General features: G+C 46.4%; 16 protein-coding genes and 1 riboswitch. Of the genes, 7 read left to right on the forward strand and 9 right to left on the reverse strand.

The window, feature by feature from the left end; all coding sequences use genetic code 11:
* Positions 1–307: 307 nt before the first annotated feature.
* Positions 308–1153, reverse strand: coding sequence for a glucose PTS transporter transcription antiterminator GlcT (gene glcT / locus NSS95_RS14835; RefSeq protein ID WP_035183309.1), 846 nt, complete (start codon positions 1151–1153; stop codon positions 308–310).
* Positions 1154–1268: 115 nt separating this feature from the next.
* Positions 1269–2597 (reverse strand): NCS2 family permease, encoded by a 1329-nt coding sequence (locus NSS95_RS14840; protein WP_340714013.1) that lies wholly within the window; start codon positions 2595–2597, stop codon positions 1269–1271.
* 131 nt (positions 2598–2728) lie between these two features.
* Positions 2729–2830: riboswitch (purine riboswitch) on the reverse strand.
* 259 nt (positions 2831–3089) lie between these two features.
* Here NSS95_RS14840 and NSS95_RS14845 point away from each other — a divergent pair.
* Positions 3090–3551 carry a hypothetical protein gene (locus NSS95_RS14845; RefSeq protein ID WP_035183308.1) on the forward strand — a complete coding sequence of 154 codons (462 nt, stop codon included), beginning with the start codon at positions 3090–3092 and terminating at the stop codon, positions 3549–3551.
* 140 nt (positions 3552–3691) lie between these two features.
* Here NSS95_RS14845 and NSS95_RS14850 read toward each other — a convergent pair whose 3' ends face one another.
* From NSS95_RS14850 to NSS95_RS14860, 3 genes are all read right to left on the reverse strand, one after another.
* Positions 3692–5404: an ABC transporter ATP-binding protein gene (locus NSS95_RS14850; protein ID WP_035183306.1), complete on the reverse strand. Its 1713-nt coding sequence runs from the start codon at positions 5402–5404 to the stop codon at positions 3692–3694.
* Positions 5405–5425: 21 nt separating this feature from the next.
* Entirely contained in the window at positions 5426–6643 is a 1218-nt protein-coding gene (locus NSS95_RS14855) for an MFS transporter (protein ID WP_328229379.1), read from the reverse strand.
* A 337-nt stretch (positions 6644–6980) separates the two neighbouring features.
* Complete coding sequence (locus tag NSS95_RS14860; RefSeq protein ID WP_211062258.1) at positions 6981–8396, reverse strand: ISLre2 family transposase; 1416 nt, start codon at positions 8394–8396, stop codon at positions 6981–6983.
* 243 nt (positions 8397–8639) lie between these two features.
* Here NSS95_RS14860 and NSS95_RS14865 point away from each other — a divergent pair, with 243 nt between their 5' ends.
* The 5 genes from NSS95_RS14865 (at position 8640) to NSS95_RS14885 (ending at position 13713) form a co-directional block, all read left to right on the forward strand.
* On the forward strand, positions 8640–9296 hold the full coding sequence (locus NSS95_RS14865; protein WP_340714014.1) for a response regulator transcription factor: 657 nt from the start codon (positions 8640–8642) through the stop codon (positions 9294–9296).
* Complete coding sequence (locus tag NSS95_RS14870) at positions 9281–10384, forward strand: sensor histidine kinase (protein ID WP_035183302.1); 1104 nt, start codon at positions 9281–9283, stop codon at positions 10382–10384. Before NSS95_RS14865 ends, NSS95_RS14870 begins: the two co-directional genes overlap by 16 nt.
* A gap of 118 nt (positions 10385–10502) precedes the next feature.
* Entirely contained in the window at positions 10503–11438 is a 936-nt protein-coding gene (locus NSS95_RS14875; protein ID WP_035183301.1) for an ABC transporter ATP-binding protein, read from the forward strand.
* A gap of 14 nt (positions 11439–11452) precedes the next feature.
* Entirely contained in the window at positions 11453–12568 is a 1116-nt protein-coding gene (locus NSS95_RS14880; RefSeq protein WP_043052466.1) for an ABC transporter permease, read from the forward strand.
* Entirely contained in the window at positions 12568–13713 is a 1146-nt protein-coding gene (locus NSS95_RS14885) for an ABC transporter permease (RefSeq protein WP_035183299.1), read from the forward strand. Before NSS95_RS14880 ends, NSS95_RS14885 begins: the two co-directional genes overlap by 1 nt.
* Before the next feature lie 276 nt (positions 13714–13989).
* Here NSS95_RS14885 and NSS95_RS14890 read toward each other — a convergent pair whose 3' ends face one another.
* The 3 genes from NSS95_RS14890 to NSS95_RS14900 are packed head-to-tail and all read right to left on the reverse strand — an operon-like array spanning position 13990 to position 16563.
* The gene (locus NSS95_RS14890; protein ID WP_035183297.1) at positions 13990–15102 is read right to left on the reverse strand and encodes a cupin domain-containing protein; all 1113 of its coding nucleotides are present in this window, start codon (positions 15100–15102) and stop codon (positions 13990–13992) included.
* A 16-nt stretch (positions 15103–15118) separates the two neighbouring features.
* Positions 15119–15616 (reverse strand): DinB family protein, encoded by a 498-nt coding sequence (locus NSS95_RS14895; protein ID WP_014096881.1) that lies wholly within the window; start codon positions 15614–15616, stop codon positions 15119–15121.
* Complete coding sequence (locus tag NSS95_RS14900) at positions 15616–16563, reverse strand: fumarylacetoacetate hydrolase family protein (RefSeq protein WP_035183295.1); 948 nt, start codon at positions 16561–16563, stop codon at positions 15616–15618. Before NSS95_RS14900 ends, NSS95_RS14895 begins: the two co-directional genes overlap by 1 nt.
* Positions 16564–16829: 266 nt before the next feature.
* Between NSS95_RS14900 and NSS95_RS14905 the strand changes: the two genes are divergently transcribed.
* A complete protein-coding gene (locus NSS95_RS14905) occupies positions 16830–17615 on the forward strand; it encodes an IclR family transcriptional regulator (RefSeq protein ID WP_035183293.1) in 786 nt (261 codons plus the stop codon).
* Positions 17616–18121: 506 nt separating this feature from the next.
* Here NSS95_RS14905 and NSS95_RS14910 read toward each other — a convergent pair.
* A complete protein-coding gene (locus tag NSS95_RS14910) occupies positions 18122–18253 on the reverse strand; it encodes a hypothetical protein (RefSeq protein WP_257737701.1) in 132 nt (43 codons plus the stop codon).
* Positions 18254–18263 lie beyond the last annotated feature (10 nt).

The following is an 18263-nucleotide window of genomic DNA, read 5'->3' on the forward strand; positions in this document are numbered from 1 at the left end:
CCCGACATCTTTTTCACTCATGCCTGATCGAATCAGTAACACGTTATGATAACTATTGATTATTTTTTTATGGAACCCGTTTCAGACGCATGCTGCCAGAAAAACGGCTTTCTGCATCGTATACCGGTTTTTTACTGTTTGCTGCATCATTCACAATTTCCACGACAAATTATAGCACCACAGGTTTCCTGTTGCAAGAAAAAAATTAAAAAAGCATTCTACATCCCGGCATGAAAAATTACGGTGTTTTGGCATGTATCAGCCTTTCATCACGCATGCCATGTATGCCCGCAATCAGGATGGCGTTTCATGATTCCAATTTGGTTTGAATCCGCTGCAGATGCATCGTCAGGTAAACGGCTTCTGCCTCGTACACCGGTTTTTGCAATGCTTGCTGCATGATTTTGATCAATTTCCACGACAGATTATAACACCGCGGGTATTCCTGTTGCAGAAAATGATTCAATTTCTCGGGCTCCTCCACTTTTTCCCCCGTCAGCACGCGGTCAATCGTATAGCGCAAATGGCGGACAAGGCGCATGTAATGAATACTGTCTTTGTCAAAAGTCATTTTAAATTCATGCTCAACCGTGGAAATGAGCTGCCCGATCAGATGGGAATGCCGGCTTAATTCGGAAAGTTGCTTATCCGTTACGGCACTGTGGATGTGCAAGGCAATAAACCCGGCTTCCCCTTCCGGCAAATAGACGTCCGTTGCTTCATTGATATAATCCACTACTTCGCAGGCAATTTCGTATTCGCGCGGATAGAGAATTTTCGTTTCGGCAACGAACGGATTTTTGACAGCCAGCCCTTTCCGGATCCGGTCGATCGCAAAAGCAATATGGTCTGTCAAGGCAACATGGATATGTTCATTTAAAGGAGAATCCGCCCGGCTGCGGATCATCTCAATGGCCGAAATGACCACTTCAAGGGTTTGATTATCAATAGAAGGAATCAGCTTCATATACTGTTCCTGTTCTGTTTCGTTTTTCAGCACAAACATTTTTTCAGCGGATGCCTGCGGGATGGGCTCCCCTTTTTTTCGGTTAAAACCAATCCCCTTTCCAATCAACACCGTTTCTTCATAGCGGGGGTGGGAGGCAACAAGTACATTATTGTTTAAAACTTTTTTAACGATAAAAGCTTCCATTTCAATCCCCCTCGGCTATAGTACAATATGATTAGTTTAAATGAAATGCGCCGGTTTTTCAATTTCAAGCGCCATAAAAAAACTTGCAGAGCGCGCTCTGCAAGTTTTTTGGGCACTATTTTAAGAAAATAAAATACAGTAAGAAGACGACAAAGAAGAAATACATGACCGGATGGATTTCTTTGATTCTTCCTTTTACAATCATCGTAATCGGATAAAAGATGAAACCAATGGCAATCCCGGTTGCGATGCTATAAGTGAGCGGCATGGCAATCAATGTAAGGAAAGCCGGTACGGCAATTTCGAATTTATCCCATTCAATATGACGCAAGTTCGATACCATCAGCACGCCGACAATGATGAGCGCCGGTGCTGTGACGTTGGTAGTAATGACTGATAAAAGCGGGAAGAAAAAGATCGATAAAATAAAGAAACAGGCCGTAACAAGAGAAGCAAAACCGGTTCTTGCCCCTGCGGCAACCCCTGACGAAGACTCGACAAAGGAAGTTGTCGTCGAAGTCCCGAGCACAGCCCCAATAATGGTCGCAATGGAATCTGACAGAAGCGCCCGTCCTGCATTCGGCAGTTTGTTGTCTTTCATGAGCCCTGCCTGGTTTGCAACCGCCACAAGCGTTCCGGCATTATCAAAAAAGTCGACAAAGAAAAACGTTAAAATAGCACCAATCATTTGCGCCGACCAGAAAGAGGAGTCCCCGAATGAACTGAACAGCGCGCCGAACGTCGGACTTAAACTTGGAACCGAACTGACAACTTGATGCGGCACCTTCAACAATCCAAAAATCATCCCGACAATACTTGTAAGAATAATGCCGTAAAAAACGGAACCTTTTATCCCTCTTGTCATCAGAATAACGGTGACCACAAGCCCGAAAATGGAAAGCAGAACAGGCCCTTTTGACAAATCCCCCAAGGCGACAAACGTTGCATCATCCCCGACAATAATGCCGGCATCTTTCAGCCCGATAAATGTGATGAACAGGCCGATGCCTGCGCCGATCGCGTGTTTTAACTGGATCGGAATGGCGTTGATCAATTTTTCGCGGATGCCCGTCAGTGTAAGTAAAAAGAAGAAAACACCGGAAATAAAGACAGCGGCAAGTGCGTGCTGCCAAGGAATTTTATAGCTCAGGACGACTGTATAAGCAAAAAAGGCATTCAATCCCATACCGGGCGCAAGCGCGAGTGGATATTTCCCAAAAAGGCCCATCACAATCGAACCGATCGCGGAAGCAATGGCGGTGGCCACAAATACAGCCCCCTGGTCCATATGCATGGAAGCCGGAAGCCCCTTTACGCTGGCAAGCGATAATGTCAGCGGGTTTACGGCTAAAATATAGGCCATAGCCAAAAAGGTTGTCAGTCCCCCAATAAATTCTTGGCGGTAACTTGTCCCCATTTTTCCAAACTCAAAATAGTTCTTCATTTTGCCTTATCCCTCCTATGGAATTTCCAAATTCGCCATAACAGAAAAACGTTCCGAACGTAAACGCCCGAAACGCCAGACTTAAGGAATGAGGAGGGGCAAAGGTTGCTAATTTTATACAAACGCCCTCTGACTCTATCTCATTACCTCGTAGTCAAGCTATTTACGGCAGCTTGGTAGAAACGTTCAGGCCATATCCCTGAATATATACGATGGTATTGCATATTGAATTGACAAGATTGATTGTAACGGGAAAGTGAAAAGAAGTCAATAGAAAACACGAACATTTTCCTCTTGCTGCAGGTTAATATTCGTTCGTTTGCGGGCCGCCATTTTGTTAAAAATAAAATTTTTGGGCTGGCAGAGAACCGATTTTTCATTTATCCGCCCCCAATTCACGAAATAGAGAGCCCCATTTTTCGCTTTTCGCCAGTTGCAGGAAAGGACATCATCCCTTAGAATGAGCATATATTCGACAAAGGAGGTGGAAAAATGGCAGAAGTCACAAACGAAATGCTGCTTACGGCCATCAAAGAACTGTCCGGCGAAGTCCTTTCAATGAAGGCAGAGATGAAAGAAATGAAAGCAGACATCGCCGGACTGAAAGAGGATGTTGCCGAGCTGAAGCAAGATGTTACAGTGCTAAAACAGGATGTTGCTTCCCTGAAAAGCGAAATGGCAGAAGTAAAGCAGGATGTTGCAGGTTTGAAACAGGATGTCGCAGTGCTAAAACAAGATGTTGCCGAGCTGAAGCAAGATGTTGCAGTGCTAAAACAAGATGTTGCCGAGCTGAAAAGCGAAATGGCAGAAGTAAAGCAGGATATCGCGGGCATGAAAAAAGATTTGGACAACCTCGACAACTATTATGCCAGGCTGGATGATAAAATGGACGTCTTGTTCGAAGACTTAATAAATGTCAAGACGGATATCCGCCACTTAAAAAAAGCCCGATAAGAAGCTTCCATTTTGCGCAGCGGACAGCCTGCGTTTTTTTCTTTTAAAAACCCCGCCATATACACGGAATAAACCATGCCAGCAGGCGGGGACCAACATTTTTTAAAACCACTCCGTACCAAAAGGCAGGCCCGGATCTACTATTGGTACTGGGCCTCGTGCAGTTTTGCAAAAATCCCCCCGCGGGTAAGGAGCTCATCATGGCGCCCTTGTTCGGCAATTCCATCCTTGGTGACGACAACAATCCGGTCAGCATTGCGAATCGTCGCCAGCCTGTGCGCAATGACAAGCGTTGTCCGGTCTTTTGCCAGTTCATCCAATGCCGCTTGGATTTGCCTTTCGGTTTCCGTATCAAGGGCAGACGTCGCCTCATCCAGGATTAAGATGGGCGGATTTTTCAAAAACATGCGCGCAATCGCCAGCCGCTGCTTTTGCCCGCCGGAAAGCTTAAGGCCGCGTTCGCCGATTTGCGTATCAAACCCGTCAGGCAGCGCACGGATGACCTCTTCCAAATGGGCGCGCCGGGCTGCTTCTTCAATTTCTTCATCTGTAGCATCCAATTTTCCATACGCAATGTTTTCGCGGATGGTGCCGGCAAAAAGGAAGACATCCTGCTGGACAATTCCAATCTGCGAGCGGAGCGATTTTTTCGTCATATTGCGGATATCCATTCCGTCAATGGTAATGCTGCCGCTTTCCACATCGTAAAAGCGTGGGATCAGGGAGCAAATGGTCGTTTTCCCTGCACCAGAAGGCCCAACAAATGCAACCGTCTCCCCGGCACGAATTTTGAGATTCAGCCCCTTTAACACAGGCTGGCCGCCCGGATAAGCGAAGCTGACATTGTTGAACGCGATGTTGCCGTTTAACGCCGGAACCTCGACCGCATTTTCTCTGTCCCGGACATCCGGCGTGCGGTCCAGTAATTCCGTAAACCGTTTAAAACCGGCCATCCCTTTCGGATACAGCTCCATGATCGCACTGATTTTATCAATCGGCTTGAACAGCACGTTCACATACAGCACAAAACCGACCAGCTCGCCGTATTTCAATTCCCCGCTGTATACCAGCCATGCCCCGTATACAAGGACGACAAGGACGATCAGCCGGCTCATCATATACGTGCTGGAATTGGTCAGCGCCATCGTTTTATACGCAAGCAATTTCGCCTTTCGGAACCGTTTGTTATTTTTCTGGAACTGCGTGATTTCATAATTTTCATTCGTGAATGACTGGACGACGCGGACCCCTGCAACACTATCCTCGACACGCGCATTCACTTCGGCAATCTCGCCATACATCTTGCCCCATGCCTCGTTCATTTTCATATTGCAATACGTGATGATCCAGACCAAAAACGGCACAATAATGAGGGTGACGAAAGCCAGTTTGGCATTGACCGTAAACATAATGCAAAACGCGCCGAAAAACGTCATCACGGCAATAAAAGCATCTTCCGGGCCGTGATGGGCAAGTTCGCCGATGTCAAAAAGATCGTTTGTGATCCGGCTCATGACGTGGCCGGTTTTCACATTATCAAAAAATGAAAAAGACTGCCGCTGCACGTGTACAAACAATTCTTTGCGCATATCCGTTTCAATATTGATGCCGAGCTGGTGTCCCCAGTAGGTGACGATGTACTGCAAATACGTACTAATCAAATAGAGGACCAACAGAGCAATGCTGACGCTCGTAATCGTTGCCCATTTTCCGCTTGGCAGCAGGCTGTCAATAAACCACTGGACACAAAGCGGAAAGGCCAGTTCAAAAACAGCTACAATCACCGCGCTCGTAAAATCAAGGATAAACAGCTTTTTATGCGGTAAATAATAGGAAAAAAAGCGGCGTAACATATGTCCCCTCCTGTCACAAAATTAGTTGGAAGCATGCCGTGTGGAAACAAGCCATTTTCTTTTTGCAATCACGGCCAGCCGGATTGAAAACACGATGGCCAGCACCGTGAGCACAGCGATCATCAGCACAACCCCGTTCCATCCGACCCGGCTGTAAAACACGCCCCCGATCGTCCCGCCGATGCTCGAGCCGATATAATAAAAGAATAAATACAATCCGGACGCCTGCGCTTTATCATGGGAGGAAAGGCGGCCAACCCAGCCGCTTGCGATCGAATGGCCGGCAAAAAAGCCGAATGTAAACACAGCAATGCCGAAAATTTTCAGCCATAAAGACGGAACAAGCGTAATCGAGGCCCCGAGTAGCACAATAAGGAGTGAAAGCTGTAAAATTTTCCGCCTGCCGTGCCGGTCCGCAAGCATCCCCATCCATGCCGAGCTGAATGTACCGACAAGGTAGACGATGAAAATGAAGCCGACGACCGTCTGGCTCAGCGAATACGGCGGCGCAATCAGCTGGAATCCGATATAATTATACAGCGAAACAAAACTCCCCATTAATAAAAATCCAATCAAAAACAAATAAATCAGACCCGGTTCCACAAGCTGGCGGACGAGGCTCCCTGTCAGTTTCCCAATCTCCAATTTCCGGGCAGTAAAGTGGGAAGACGGCGGCAGCACGACCCAAAACAGGATGCTTGCGAGCAGGCTGATCACCCCGATCGACGCCAGCGCCACATGCCAATTGAAAAAATCGGTCAAAGTCCCGCAGATGATCCGTCCTGCCATGCCCCCGATCGAATTTCCGCTGATATATAACCCCATCGCAAGTCCGAGGCTTGACGGCAAAATCTCTTCTCCCAAATAGGCCATGGCAACAGCCGGCAACCCGGCAAGCACAAGGCCCTGCAGCACCCGACAGAGAATTAGCAAATGATAAGTCGGGGCAAAAGCGGTCAAGATGCAAAGAGCAGACGAAGCAATCAACGAAAAAGACATCACGGATTTTCGCCCGAACACTTCCGACAACGATCCGGCAATCAGCATGCTCACCGAGAGTGTTACGGTTGTAGAAGACAGGCTCAGGCTCGACATTGTCGGCGACAGGTGAAACTGCTCCGCAATATCTGGCAAAAGCGGCTGCATCCCCCAGAGAATCGCAAACGTATTGAATCCCCCGGCAAATAGCGCAAGATTTGCCAGGCGGAATTTTCTTGTCCCTTGCTCGATGTATTTCATGTCTGCACAAACCCCTTTGCTGCAAATTCAAAAATTCCGTACCATACTATCTATCATAACCTTTTTTTCTTTCTGTTCCAATCATTCAATCCCACACGTATGTGTCAAGTTTTTCTCGATAAGGTTTAAATATCGGGATTCCAAGACACTCTTTTTGTACACTTTCGTATAGATTGATAACGGGGGTGTTGATGCGCGCGAAATTCACTCGCTTTCCGCGGGCGGCCGGCGAGCCTCCTCGCTCGTACCTCGCTGCGGGGTCTCTCCTGGCCCGCTTTTCCCGCAGGAGTCTCGTAAATTTCGCGCGCATCAACGATCAGTCCCCCACATACCAGGCTTAAAACGAAAGCTCTAATATTTTGCTTAAATGCCCCATTGCCGATGAACGGCTTGAATGCAGGGAAACTGATCCGTGCTTTACGCCGATTGACGGGCGTACAGGCTGCTTGAATAGTTGAGACATCCTGATGGATTGTTGCAAGCTCCGTTGCTTTCTCGCGCTTCTTGAACGGTGTTTCAGATAGGTTTCCTGCAATGTCCCATTAAGCATGCCCTGTTTCACCTTTACCATGGCTTCGGCGCCAGCTTTACTCCAATGCATCCCCCTTTTCTTCATTCTGAATGAGATATGCCTTTGATTTGATTCCATTGCCCCCAGGCCTCTCGCACCTTCCGGCACGTTCTCTACCTTGTCCCTCCAGTCAAAAATGCGGTCCCAGTTTTTTAGGATGTACGAACGAAACTCCTTGACTTTCTTAAGGCTCTTTTCATCCGTCAATGTGCTTTCATGCGTATCCAAATACAATGTGAATTGGTCTAGGTCATGCGTTCTAATCGCTTTTCTAATTTGCTCTTTGATCTCGCTCTTTCCGCCCCCGAATGTCCTTACGATGGCTTGTGCAACATGGTAGGTATCCAGCTGGTTGAGCACCGGAAATTCCGACTGTGAGAATGCTGTTTGAAACCGTTCAGCTGTATACCCTGCACCTCCATCGCTGTTTGTAATGACATGCGCTTTTTCAAGAGAGTAGGTGTTGGCAGCTTTGGCTTGCACTTCATCCCAAAATGTCTGGATTGCTTCCGTCGTCATGATAACTGTTGGCTGACGCAGGGAGACCCTTTTGCCATTGGCTTCCCATCCCTCATAGAGAATGGCGTGGTGGACTTCCATACTCTGTTTCTTTTTCAGTCCCCGTACAAATACACCATCTGCCTCGGAAAACAGATAGTCTACCTTCTTCCCACCAGGCAGTGAGGCAGCTACTTCCAGCTCTTCTACAAGTGCCCTGTCAGCTTCCGCCTGTGTTTTTCCTACGCGTTTCACCATTTTCCCTACAGTTGTGTGACTAAGGCTCACTGCTGTCCATTCTTTTAAAACATCAGCTACCTTCCGATAGGTGTTCTCGCTTGCCAGCTCTGCCACCTTCAATTCCACTAACGGGCTGTATCTCTGATGTGGTACCAGCCCCAAGCATTCATCCAGAGGGTAATGCGAACCCCCTCTCTTGTCATGCATGAATGAGCGTTTAAAATTCACACTTCCAAATAGAAACTGAACGCTCCTGTAATCACTCCGGCAGTACTGCCAGCCTTCCGCCTGTTTCTTCAGTCTAATCGTTTGATCTAACTTCTCAAATACGTCCCCAACCCATTGTGTAAAAACTTTTTGCATCAGAATTTTAACCTGTTCTTCAAATTCAATAAGACTCTTTGTATCCTTTAATAATCCAGCAATTATTGATATAATATCCATGGGAAGACCTCTCTCTAGATGTTCATTTCATGGTGTACATTTAGATGATAGAGTGTCTTCCTATTTTTTTCCACTCATCTGCCCCTGCGAGTAAAATTTTACACATACATCCCACACGCCCATGCCGCAAAGAATGCGCCCGCAAAATAGAAAGAACAAAGCGGAAAGATAAAAAACAGAATGTATGCCGGGTGCAATTCAGCTATAATGGAAAGAAGAAAAGGCGGGGACGGAGGGAAAAGGATGGATAAAATTAAAATTGTGATTGCCGATGACAATTCCTTTATACGCGAAGGGTTAAAAATCATTTTATCGTCATACGAAGAGTTCGAAGTCATGGCAACAGTCGGAAACGGCAAGGAAGCGGTAGCATATTGCCTTAACCAACCGGTTGACATCGCCCTTTTGGATGTGCGGATGCCGGAGATGAACGGCGTTGAAGCTGCGAAAATCATTGCAGCCCAAACATCTGCCAAACCTATGATCCTGACCACCTTTGACGATGACGAATATATTGTCGATGCATTAAGAAACGGGGCAAGAGGCTACTTGTTGAAAAATAATGATCCCGAAAAAATCCGTGACGCAATCAAAAGTGTCTATAACGGCAACAGCATTTTCCAGGATGCGGTTCTCGATAAAATTAAATCCAATTTAAGTGGCAGAGAACCGGAACCGAAAATAGACCTGAAAAAGTTCACGGAAAGAGAGCGTGAAATCATGTCCCTGATTGCAAAAGGCTTTTCCAATAAGGAAATTGCCAAAACCTTATACATTTCAGAAGGGACAGTCGCAAATTACATCACCTCAATTTTTGGCAAAACAGGGCTTGAGCACCGCACCCAAATTGCCGTTTATTATCTTACAGGGAAAGGGAACGAAACATGGAATCCCGGCTGATTGCGGCAAAACTGGCACTCATTGGCTGGGCCGCTTTTATGGCTATTCAGGAAGATTTGTCTCTTGCTCCCGCTGTATTCCTGCTTCTTCTCTATTTTATTGCAAATATCGCGATGTACATTTGGAATAGAAAGGCATTGCCTGCTTTTTTTGCGGCCTGCTCCATTGGCATTGCCGGTTTCGGCGCTTTATATGTAGCTCCCCTGTTTGTCATCTTCGCGCCGCTATCCGTTTTGGAGCTCGCCGCAAAGTGGCCCGTGCCAAGATCGATACAGGCACTCATCCTGCTTGTACCCCTTTTTTATTTAAAAACCGGGACAGCCGGCCAGTACGTTTTCTCGTCAGCCTTTAGCTGGATCATTTGGGATACGGCCGTTACGTATGCAGACCGGCTGGAAAAGAAAGAACAGCAGCTTGACCGGCTGCGCGCTTCAGTCCAGAGACTCACGCGCCGCCTGAATGAAAACGAGGAATTCATCCGCCAATCCGAATACACCTACCGGCTGGAAGAACGGAACCGGATTTCGCAGGAAATTCATGACAATATCGGCCACGTGATGACTGGCGCACTCATCCAGATGGAAGCGGCAAAAAGCCTTCTGGAAAAAGACCCCACCCGCGCACGAGCGTTACTGCAAAACGCAATCACCATTACAAAAGAAGGAATTGAAAGCATCCGGCTGACGCTGAAACAAATGAAACCACCCGTTGAACAAGTCGGCATTCACCGGCTGCAGCTTGCTTTAGATACGTTTTCCGCAAGATATGAACTTGAAACGATGCTCACTTACAGTGGCAATCTCGACTGCATTACCCATGTACAATGGAAAATCATTCATGAAAATGTGAAAGAAGCGTTGACCAATGCGCGCAAATATGCCGATGCATCACAGATTACCGTCAACATTCAAGTCCTCAATAAAATCATCAAAGCAGAAGTAAAAGACAATGGCAAAGGTGCCGCTAAAGTTAAAAAAGGGCTTGGCATTACCGGCATGGAAGAACGAGCAGCCACACTTAGAGGCCATGTCATCACCGACGGTTCGCACGGTTTTTCCGTGACCACCCTACTTCCCATTGAGCCGTGAACAGCCTCACCTGCAAAATATGAATTTTTTCATATGAAAGTCATGAACGATCCCACTTACCAGGAATCGTTCCTTTTTTTATACTAAAGATACAACGGAAGTCAGGGGGAAAGAAACCATGAACGTACTGGAAATCCGAAATTTGACAAAAAAATTCGACGACTTTATTGCGGTTGACCGTATCTCACTGCAAGTAAAGAAAGGGGAAATTTTCGGTTTTCTCGGGGCAAACGGCGCCGGCAAAAGCACGACGATCAACATGATTGCCGGCTTGTTAAGAAGCAATGACGGGACCATTGAAATCCTCGGAAAAAACATCATGAAAAACAAACGGTTTGCGAAAATGAATCTCGGCATTGTCCCGCAAGATCTTGCCATTTACGAAGATTTAACCGCTTTTGAAAATGTCCGGTTTTTCGCCGGGCTCTACGGTCTGCGCGGCAGTGAACTGGATGCAAAAACAAGGGAAGCACTCGCTTTTGTCGGCCTTGGGGACCACCATAAAAGCACACCGGACAAGTTTTCCGGCGGGATGAAGAGGCGCCTCAATATTGCATGCGCGATCGCCCATCAGCCGAAACTGATCATCATGGATGAACCGACAGTCGGGATTGATCCGCAGTCGCGCAATTATATTTTGAATTCCGTGCGCAAACTGAATGAAATGGGCTGCACCATCATTTATACGAGTCATTACATGGAAGAAGTGGAAGAAATCTGCACAAAAATCGCGATCATTGACCACGGCAAAATCATCGCAGAAGGCTCAAAGGAACAATTGAAATCGATCATTACAGACAAAAAAGAGGTCCGGATTGAAGTGAAAACAACAGAACCGGTTGATCCCGCGGAAATCAGGAAGATAAAAGGCGTTGAAACGGTATCCGTCCAAGAAAATATCATTCGGATCCAGTCTGATGCAAGCATCAACAATTTAAATTTGATCCTTGAATTTTTAATCAGCCGGCATATTGAAATTAAGGCCCTGCAGGAAAAAGAACCGAACCTTGAAACGGTATTTTTAACTTTAACCGGCCGGAATTTAAGGGATTAGGGAGGAAAAACGCGATGTCAAGCATCCTGCACATCTTAAAAAAAGAAGTGATTACCGTATTCCGCAACAAACGCACCCTTATATTTATGCTTGCCTTTCCGCTCGTTTTAATGCTTGTGCTCGGTTCCGCCCTTTCGAATGCGTTTGACAAGACGGTTTCGGTCGGCGAGATTCACGTGTTGTACAAAAATGACCTTAATAAAGATGCCGCACCCTATTTCCATACATTCCAACAGTACGCGGAAAAATCGGATATCCATTTTGAAAAGGCCGGCAAAAACACGGACGGCTTGAAAGAAGTAAAGCTCGGCAATGCGGATGGATATGCCGTTTTAAATGGCCATGGCATCCGGCTATATACGAATGGAAGAAACAGCATAAAAGGCAGTATTTTAGAAGGCGTATTTTCGGCTTTTGCCGACCAGTACAATCTTGCCGCAGAAGTGATGAAAACTGCGCCGGAAAAAAGTGGGGCTGCCTTCGAAAAGATTAAACACAATTACATTCAAACGGAATCTCTTCTTCCGAATAAAGAGCCCGGCGCGATGGATTATTATGCGATCGTGATCACGACAATGATTTGCCTGTACGCATCTTTAGGATCGAGCGCTTTTATGCAAGTGGAGCGGACACGGAAAACAGCTGACAGGCTCATTGCCGCCCCGGTCAGAAAAAGCAGTATTTTTATCGGAAAGCTTTTCGCAGATGTTCTCATTTATACCGCTTGCATAGCACTTATCATCATTGTGAGCAAGGTCGTTTACAAAGCGAATTGGGGAAACCATCTTCCGCTTGTATTCCTTGTGCTTTTAACAGAGATTATTCTTTCGGTCAGCATCGGCATCGGCGTCAGTATATTCAGCAAGTCTGCCGCCACAGGAGCGATTTTGAACCTTTTTATCCAGCTGTCGGCATTTTTTGGCGGTGCCTACTTCAAAATTGAAAACCCCGGCAAATTACAGGCTGTAATGGACCTTTCGCCGTTGACATGGATCAATCAGGCGATTACGAAAATCATTTACAACAATGTTTTATCTGCCGCTACCCCGGTCGCTGCAGCAAATCTTGGCATTGCCCTATTGATTCTTTTCATCTCTGTAACGGCACTGCAAAAAAGGGAGGGTTTGTAATGAAAGACGTTTTATGGCTGGTCCGTAACACATTAAGCAAAACCTTTCGAAAGAAAAGAAATGTTCTCCTTTATATCGGGTTGCCTTTTATCAGTATCTTCATCGCTTTCCTTGTATACGGGGGGAGCGGTGTAAAAACCCTTCACGTTGGCATCGTGGATAAGGATCACAGCCAAATCGCCACTGACACGGCCCATTTCCTGAGCGGGCTGGGCAATGTCAAAACGGCCGCTATTCCGCAATCCGAATTGAAAAGCCAGTTGGCAGACGGAAAGCTTGACTGTGCCATCATTTTTGAAAAGGGGTTTGCCGCAAGTGTCAGGAGCGGAAATCCTGCTCATATCCGGATGGCTTCAATTAAAGGAGCAGAAGTAACAAAGTTTGTGCAATCCTATTTATATCAATACATCGATCATATCGTATCCATCAGCAAAGTATCGTCAGGAAACGAACAGACTTTTCAAACGATGTATGATGAATTCCAAAACGCTTCCTATAAAGTAAAAACCATTCATTTGCAGGATCTTTCCCAATCTAGTGATTTAACCTATCAGACGATGGGCGTGCTTATCCTGTTTATGCTTATGTCTGCCTTCAGTTTGTCTGAACTGATTCTTGCCGAAAGAGAAAACCGCACGTATTTCAGGCTATTGTCTTCGCCGGTCAGCGCGGGCAAGTATGTATTGTCCAATGTACTTTGCAACCTGATCGTGATGGCGGTTCAAATTGCATTGATCACAGCGGCCATGAAATATGTTTTCCATATGACGATGAATCTTTCCATCTGGCAGCTGTCAGCCGTCATGTTCCTGTTTGCCTGGATTTCAACCGGCATTTCCTTAATGATGGTGTCGCTGTCAAACAGCCGGAGTGCTTTTAACTCGCTGCAATCCTTAATCGCCGTACCGACGTGCATGCTTTCCGGCTGCTTCTGGCCGGTGGAAATCATGCCGAAAGCCCTGCAGAAAGTTTCCGATTTTCTGCCGCAGCGCTGGACATTGGAAACCTTGGACAAATTGCAAACCGGCCATCCGCTCAGCAGCCTGTATTTAAACATTTTGATCCTGATTGCCTTTGCGCTTTGTTTCTTCCTGTTTGCCATTTACCAGTTAAGCAGAAACCGCAATACCCATAACTTTGTATAGTTCTTGCAAAAAGAGAGGCAGATCCGCCTCTCTTTTTGACATGTTGCCGGCTATGTTGTATTTGCGTTTGGCAGGTTAGGTTGCTTTGCTCCATCAACAGACCCGCAACGGAGCAGGAACACCCCATTCACCTGCTTTTCAATTCCGGAAGTTTCGGTTCGGATCCCTGTCCCGCTTGCCCCAAACCTGCGGGATAGGCATCCATTTTTTCAGCTTCGCTTCCATGGATTTTTTTCTTCATCTCATGGAAGCGGTGCCAAATTTTCCAATGCACTTTTATGCCAGGACCGGTTTGAATTCCCCTTTCACCGTTTGGTGGCCGTTATTTTCTTCCAGCGCTTGTGATTTTTCAAGGTTGAATTTTTCCATGATTGGTAGGTCACTACAAGAGAACAGGAACGAATCTTCCAATGCCACATGCTCATGCCATGCCCAATTCGGAATGACGAAATAATCACCTTTTGACCAGTCAAAGCGGACGCCGTTAATGATGCTGTAGCCGGAACCGCGGAAGACGTTATAAATTGACGCATGGGTATGGCGGTGCGCTTTCGTATGGAATCCTTTCGGCAGTTTCTGCATCCACGAAGCAATCGTTGCATTTGCCGTTTCACCAGTTGACGGATTGATGTATTCAACCGCATAGCCGTCATACGGATCCGGCTCAAACGCGCTGAGCCCATCGATTGCTTTGACCGTCTGGCTCCATTTATAATCGGCAAGCGGCGCCACACTTGCATAGCGGTCGGAAATCGGGCGCACCATACCGCCTTGATAGCGCCTTGACGTAAAGTTATCCGGCTTTTTCGGTTGTTGAAGCTGATCCGGGTACGGCTCGAAAAACGTTCCGCCCATCGAATAAATCACCGGTATGTCAAGCGCATCCATCCAAATCATCGGCTTATCCCCGACATGTGCGTGGCCGTGCCAGAGACCAGCCGGCGTAATCAGAAAATCCCCTTCTTCCATAAAAATGCGTTCGCCCTCGACAATGGTGTAAGCGCCTTCCCCGTTTGTAATAAACCGAAGCGCCCCTTGCGAATGGCGGTGGGAAGGCGCTTTTTCACCCGGCAAAATCAATTGTGCCGCCGCATACAATGTTTGCGTCGTGGAAGCCCAACCCCAAGGCTGACGATAAGTAAGCCCCGGATTTTGGAAATAAATGGCGCGGCGTTCGCCTCCGCGTTCCGGCGTGAAAATTTCAGCAGATTCCATCAATTTTTTATAAATCAGGTCCCATTTCCACAAATACGCTTCTGCCTGCGGTTTCGGTTCATGGTTCATAATAGCGGGAATCGCTTCCCAAAGCGGCCCGAGGTGATATTGTTCCAAATCCCGGTTAAAATCCTTTACTATCTGGCTTTGCATAAATTCCGTTGTTTCTCCCATCCTCATCTTCTCCCCTTTATTGATTAATATGAAATTTTGATAAATTCCGGTTGATCTGCCCGTAATGTTTGGCAATATGTTCGACAATTAAGTGATCGACAATAAACGAAACCGGCTTGGTCCCAAAGTTCGGATTTTTGCTTTCCGCTTCGATCTGCAGGGTGTCTTCATCCAGTTTTTCCAGCCGGCCGGAAAGCTCGGTTTTTAAGCTGCGGAGTCCCGCCAAAACTTCTGAAACGGACTGGCTGTCTGTTGTGTTCACGGCTTCAAGCCGCGCTTCGTCGTTCAGCCCGCGACCCCATTTGATCTGCGGATTTTCTTTGATTTTTTCAATTTCCCCCATCCAGTAAGGCCCGACTTCCAGGACATGGCATAGGATTTGCATGATCGACCATTCTTCTTCACTCGGTTTTTTGCGGATGATGTCTTCGGAAAGCCCCTCCGCCGTTTTAATGATCTGATCAAGCGATTTGTGCACAGACCGGATTGCGTTTTCCATATACGGAATTGCCATTACACCATCACCTCAGTCGTTTTTTTCACTTTGTTCTCAAGGGCACCGATTTTGTCAATTTCAATCCGGACCACATCCCCGTCTTTCAGGAACACTTGCGGATCGCGGGCAAATCCGACTCCCCCGGGCGTTCCGGTTAAAATGACATCGCCCGGTTCAAGTGTCATTAAGTTTGACAAAAATTCAACCAAGTATGGGACTGTGAAAACAAGATTGGCTGTATTCGTATGCTGCCTTTCTTCCCCGTTGACAGTAACAACCATTTCAAGGCCGGACGGATCAGTGAGTTCATCACCCGTAACAAGCCATGGCCCCATTGGCGCTGTGCCGTCCACCGATTTACCTTGAAGCCATTGCAATGTTCTGCGCTGAATATCCCGGTACGTGACATCATTGACAATCGTGTAGCCGGCAACATAGTCGAGTGCCTCTTCCTGTGAAACATTTCTTGCCTTTTTTCCGATGACAAAAGCAAATTCCCCTTCGTAATCCAGCTGCTCCGAGATCGGGAAGAACGGAATATCATCCTGCGGCCCGATGACCGTATTTGCAAATTTGGCAAACACAACCGGATACGGAGGCAGTTCCCGCTTCATTTCAAGAATATGCTCTTTGTAGTTGTGCCCGACGCAAATCATTTTCCCCGGTTTCGGTACAGGCGCTTCCAGTTTCACTTCTTCAGCCGGAAAAACAAGCCGCCTTTCTTTATCTGTCTTTACTTTCAAGGCATAGTCCACCGCTTCTTTTGCGTATGCCATGCTTTCTTTGCCGCCCTCTAGAAATCCGTTCATATCATTTGGAATGTAAGCTTCCGCAATTTGCCGAGCGCGGCGTTTCCCCTTTGATTCCAAAAGTGCCGTAAAAGCCGTATGCAAGTCTACGGCAAGCCCGTCTACGTACGCGCCAATTCTAGCCACACCTTCATAACGGAAGGTCAAAAGTTTCATCCCATCATCCCCATTCCTGTTTTGTACACGGTTACATTTTTAACCAGACATCTTGAATGAAAGGCAAATCTTACATTTGCACCCATTCTTCCCTTTTTTGTATTATAACATTAGTAATCGATGTTCACTTATATGATACAAGGTGGACGATTCGGTTGTCAATACTTTCTATTCTGATTTTTTCAAACGACAAAACCACGGTAACATGATCCATGCTATAATGGGTTTTGTCTGCAACTTTTTCGAAATTTATAGGAGGCCTTTTTATGGATATCATCAAAAACGGCTCGACCATTCAATCGCTCCAAGTTGGGAACAGTATTCTGGATGCCCTGTCAAAGCAAAGAAGGCCGTTAAAATTCTCCGATATTCAGGAATTAACCGGGATTACCAAAAGCAATTTGTACAAATATTTAAATACATTTGTCCAACTCGGCATTTTATACAAAGATGACGCCGGCCTTTATACATTCGGGCCAAAATTGATTGAATACGGCATGGCTGCGGTGGATCAGGAAAATGTATTGGATAGGGTTGTGCCTTTTCTCGAAAAACTCAATCATGCAACACGCTGCTCCACGCTTTTTGCAGTCTGGACGCCAGAGGGACCGATGATCATCAAACTTGTCAACAGCAATCCGGGGTTTAATATTGGGGCACAAATTGGCACCATTCCGCCGCTAGCTTCCGCTGTTGGAAAAATTTTTCTCGCTTTTATGGATCAGGGCACCATCCGGGAGTGGAAGGAGCGGGAATCGGCAAAATTGGACCACAACGTGAAGGCGGATTTGGAAAAAGAAATCCGGTCTGTCCGTAAACAGAAAATCGCCTTTGCGAAAGAGCCAATTTTAACTTCAGTCTCCTCGATCGCCATCCCGGTTTTTAATTATAAGAAAACCTTGCTTGGCGCCATCGCGGTTGTCGGCTTCTCGGAACAGATTCCCGCGGCGGAAGGAGAGAATGTGGCATTTATCATTAACATTAAAAAAACAGGGCTTCAAGTGTCACAGGTATTCGGGTACAGCGAGGATTCCGTGACCCCTTCCAAATAAAAGCATTCTCCCGGAAAAACATGTTGCTGATCCGGTATAGATGTCCAAATAGCAGGATAACCCCTGCTATTTTGTTTTTTCTGATTGTTATACAAAATAGTCTTGCTATGCGATACCCCTTCAAATATAATCAAAATAGAGAACCGAGTTTTCTATTTTGATAAAAATTGTAAGCGATTTCTGATTTGGGGGGATGTGCAAATATGAATTTTTACCCGTCTTGAGAAAAAAAGCAAACTTTTTCTTGGTTTGGGAATGGGAACGGGCAATAGTGAAAGCAAGACGGGTTTTTCCCGGTAACAGAACACGAAATTTTTTGCACGGATAGGGACGAAAGGGAGAAATTGACAATCATGGAGGTCAACAAATGAACAGTGGCACATCACATAAAACGGGCGGAATTCTATCTGTATAAAATGAACAAAACATCGCAGCTCTGTTGCCTGCTGTAAAAGTAGTCACCATGCAAATTGCTGTTCCTTCCATCCCCAAACCAGCACTAGAAATCAGACGAGATAAAAGATATTCCCATCCGGCCCGAGCGGAATATTGCCTGCTTCCAAAATATCCAACAAAAAGGAAACCGGGTTTTCTTCTTCTGCCAGTTCATACAGGCAGTAAAGCAAACCGATGTACATGGCATGCCCG

The organism is Weizmannia sp. FSL K6-3076 (genome assembly GCF_038007245.1).
GTDB classification, from domain to species: domain Bacteria; phylum Bacillota; class Bacilli; order Bacillales; family Bacillaceae_C; genus Weizmannia; species Weizmannia faecalis.

What these genes read in the sequence shown, in the direction of transcription:
- NSS95_RS14870 (WP_035183302.1), top strand. Translation starts at nt 9,281, where the DNA reads ATGGAATCCCGGCTGATTGCGGCAAAACTGGCACTCATTGGCTGGGCC.
- NSS95_RS14865 (WP_340714014.1), top strand. Translation starts at nt 8,640, where the DNA reads ATGGATAAAATTAAAATTGTGATTGCCGATGACAATTCCTTTATACGC.
- NSS95_RS14910 (WP_257737701.1), bottom strand. Translation starts at nt 18,253, where the DNA reads ATGTACATCGGTTTGCTTTACTGCCTGTATGAACTGGCAGAAGAAGAA.
- NSS95_RS14875 (WP_035183301.1), top strand. Translation starts at nt 10,503, where the DNA reads ATGAACGTACTGGAAATCCGAAATTTGACAAAAAAATTCGACGACTTT.
- NSS95_RS14890 (WP_035183297.1), bottom strand. Translation starts at nt 15,102, where the DNA reads ATGGGAGAAACAACGGAATTTATGCAAAGCCAGATAGTAAAGGATTTT.
- glcT (WP_035183309.1), bottom strand. Translation starts at nt 1,153, where the DNA reads ATGGAAGCTTTTATCGTTAAAAAAGTTTTAAACAATAATGTACTTGTT.
- NSS95_RS14850 (WP_035183306.1), bottom strand. Translation starts at nt 5,404, where the DNA reads ATGTTACGCCGCTTTTTTTCCTATTATTTACCGCATAAAAAGCTGTTT.
- NSS95_RS14895 (WP_014096881.1), bottom strand. Translation starts at nt 15,616, where the DNA reads ATGGCAATTCCGTATATGGAAAACGCAATCCGGTCTGTGCACAAATCG.
- NSS95_RS14860 (WP_211062258.1), bottom strand. Translation starts at nt 8,396, where the DNA reads ATGGATATTATATCAATAATTGCTGGATTATTAAAGGATACAAAGAGT.
- NSS95_RS14855 (WP_328229379.1), bottom strand. Translation starts at nt 6,643, where the DNA reads ATGAAATACATCGAGCAAGGGACAAGAAAATTCCGCCTGGCAAATCTT.
- NSS95_RS14885 (WP_035183299.1), top strand. Translation starts at nt 12,568, where the DNA reads ATGAAAGACGTTTTATGGCTGGTCCGTAACACATTAAGCAAAACCTTT.
- NSS95_RS14900 (WP_035183295.1), bottom strand. Translation starts at nt 16,563, where the DNA reads ATGAAACTTTTGACCTTCCGTTATGAAGGTGTGGCTAGAATTGGCGCG.
- NSS95_RS14840 (WP_340714013.1), bottom strand. Translation starts at nt 2,597, where the DNA reads ATGAAGAACTATTTTGAGTTTGGAAAAATGGGGACAAGTTACCGCCAA.
- NSS95_RS14880 (WP_043052466.1), top strand. Translation starts at nt 11,453, where the DNA reads ATGTCAAGCATCCTGCACATCTTAAAAAAAGAAGTGATTACCGTATTC.
- NSS95_RS14845 (WP_035183308.1), top strand. Translation starts at nt 3,090, where the DNA reads ATGGCAGAAGTCACAAACGAAATGCTGCTTACGGCCATCAAAGAACTG.
- NSS95_RS14905 (WP_035183293.1), top strand. Translation starts at nt 16,830, where the DNA reads ATGGATATCATCAAAAACGGCTCGACCATTCAATCGCTCCAAGTTGGG.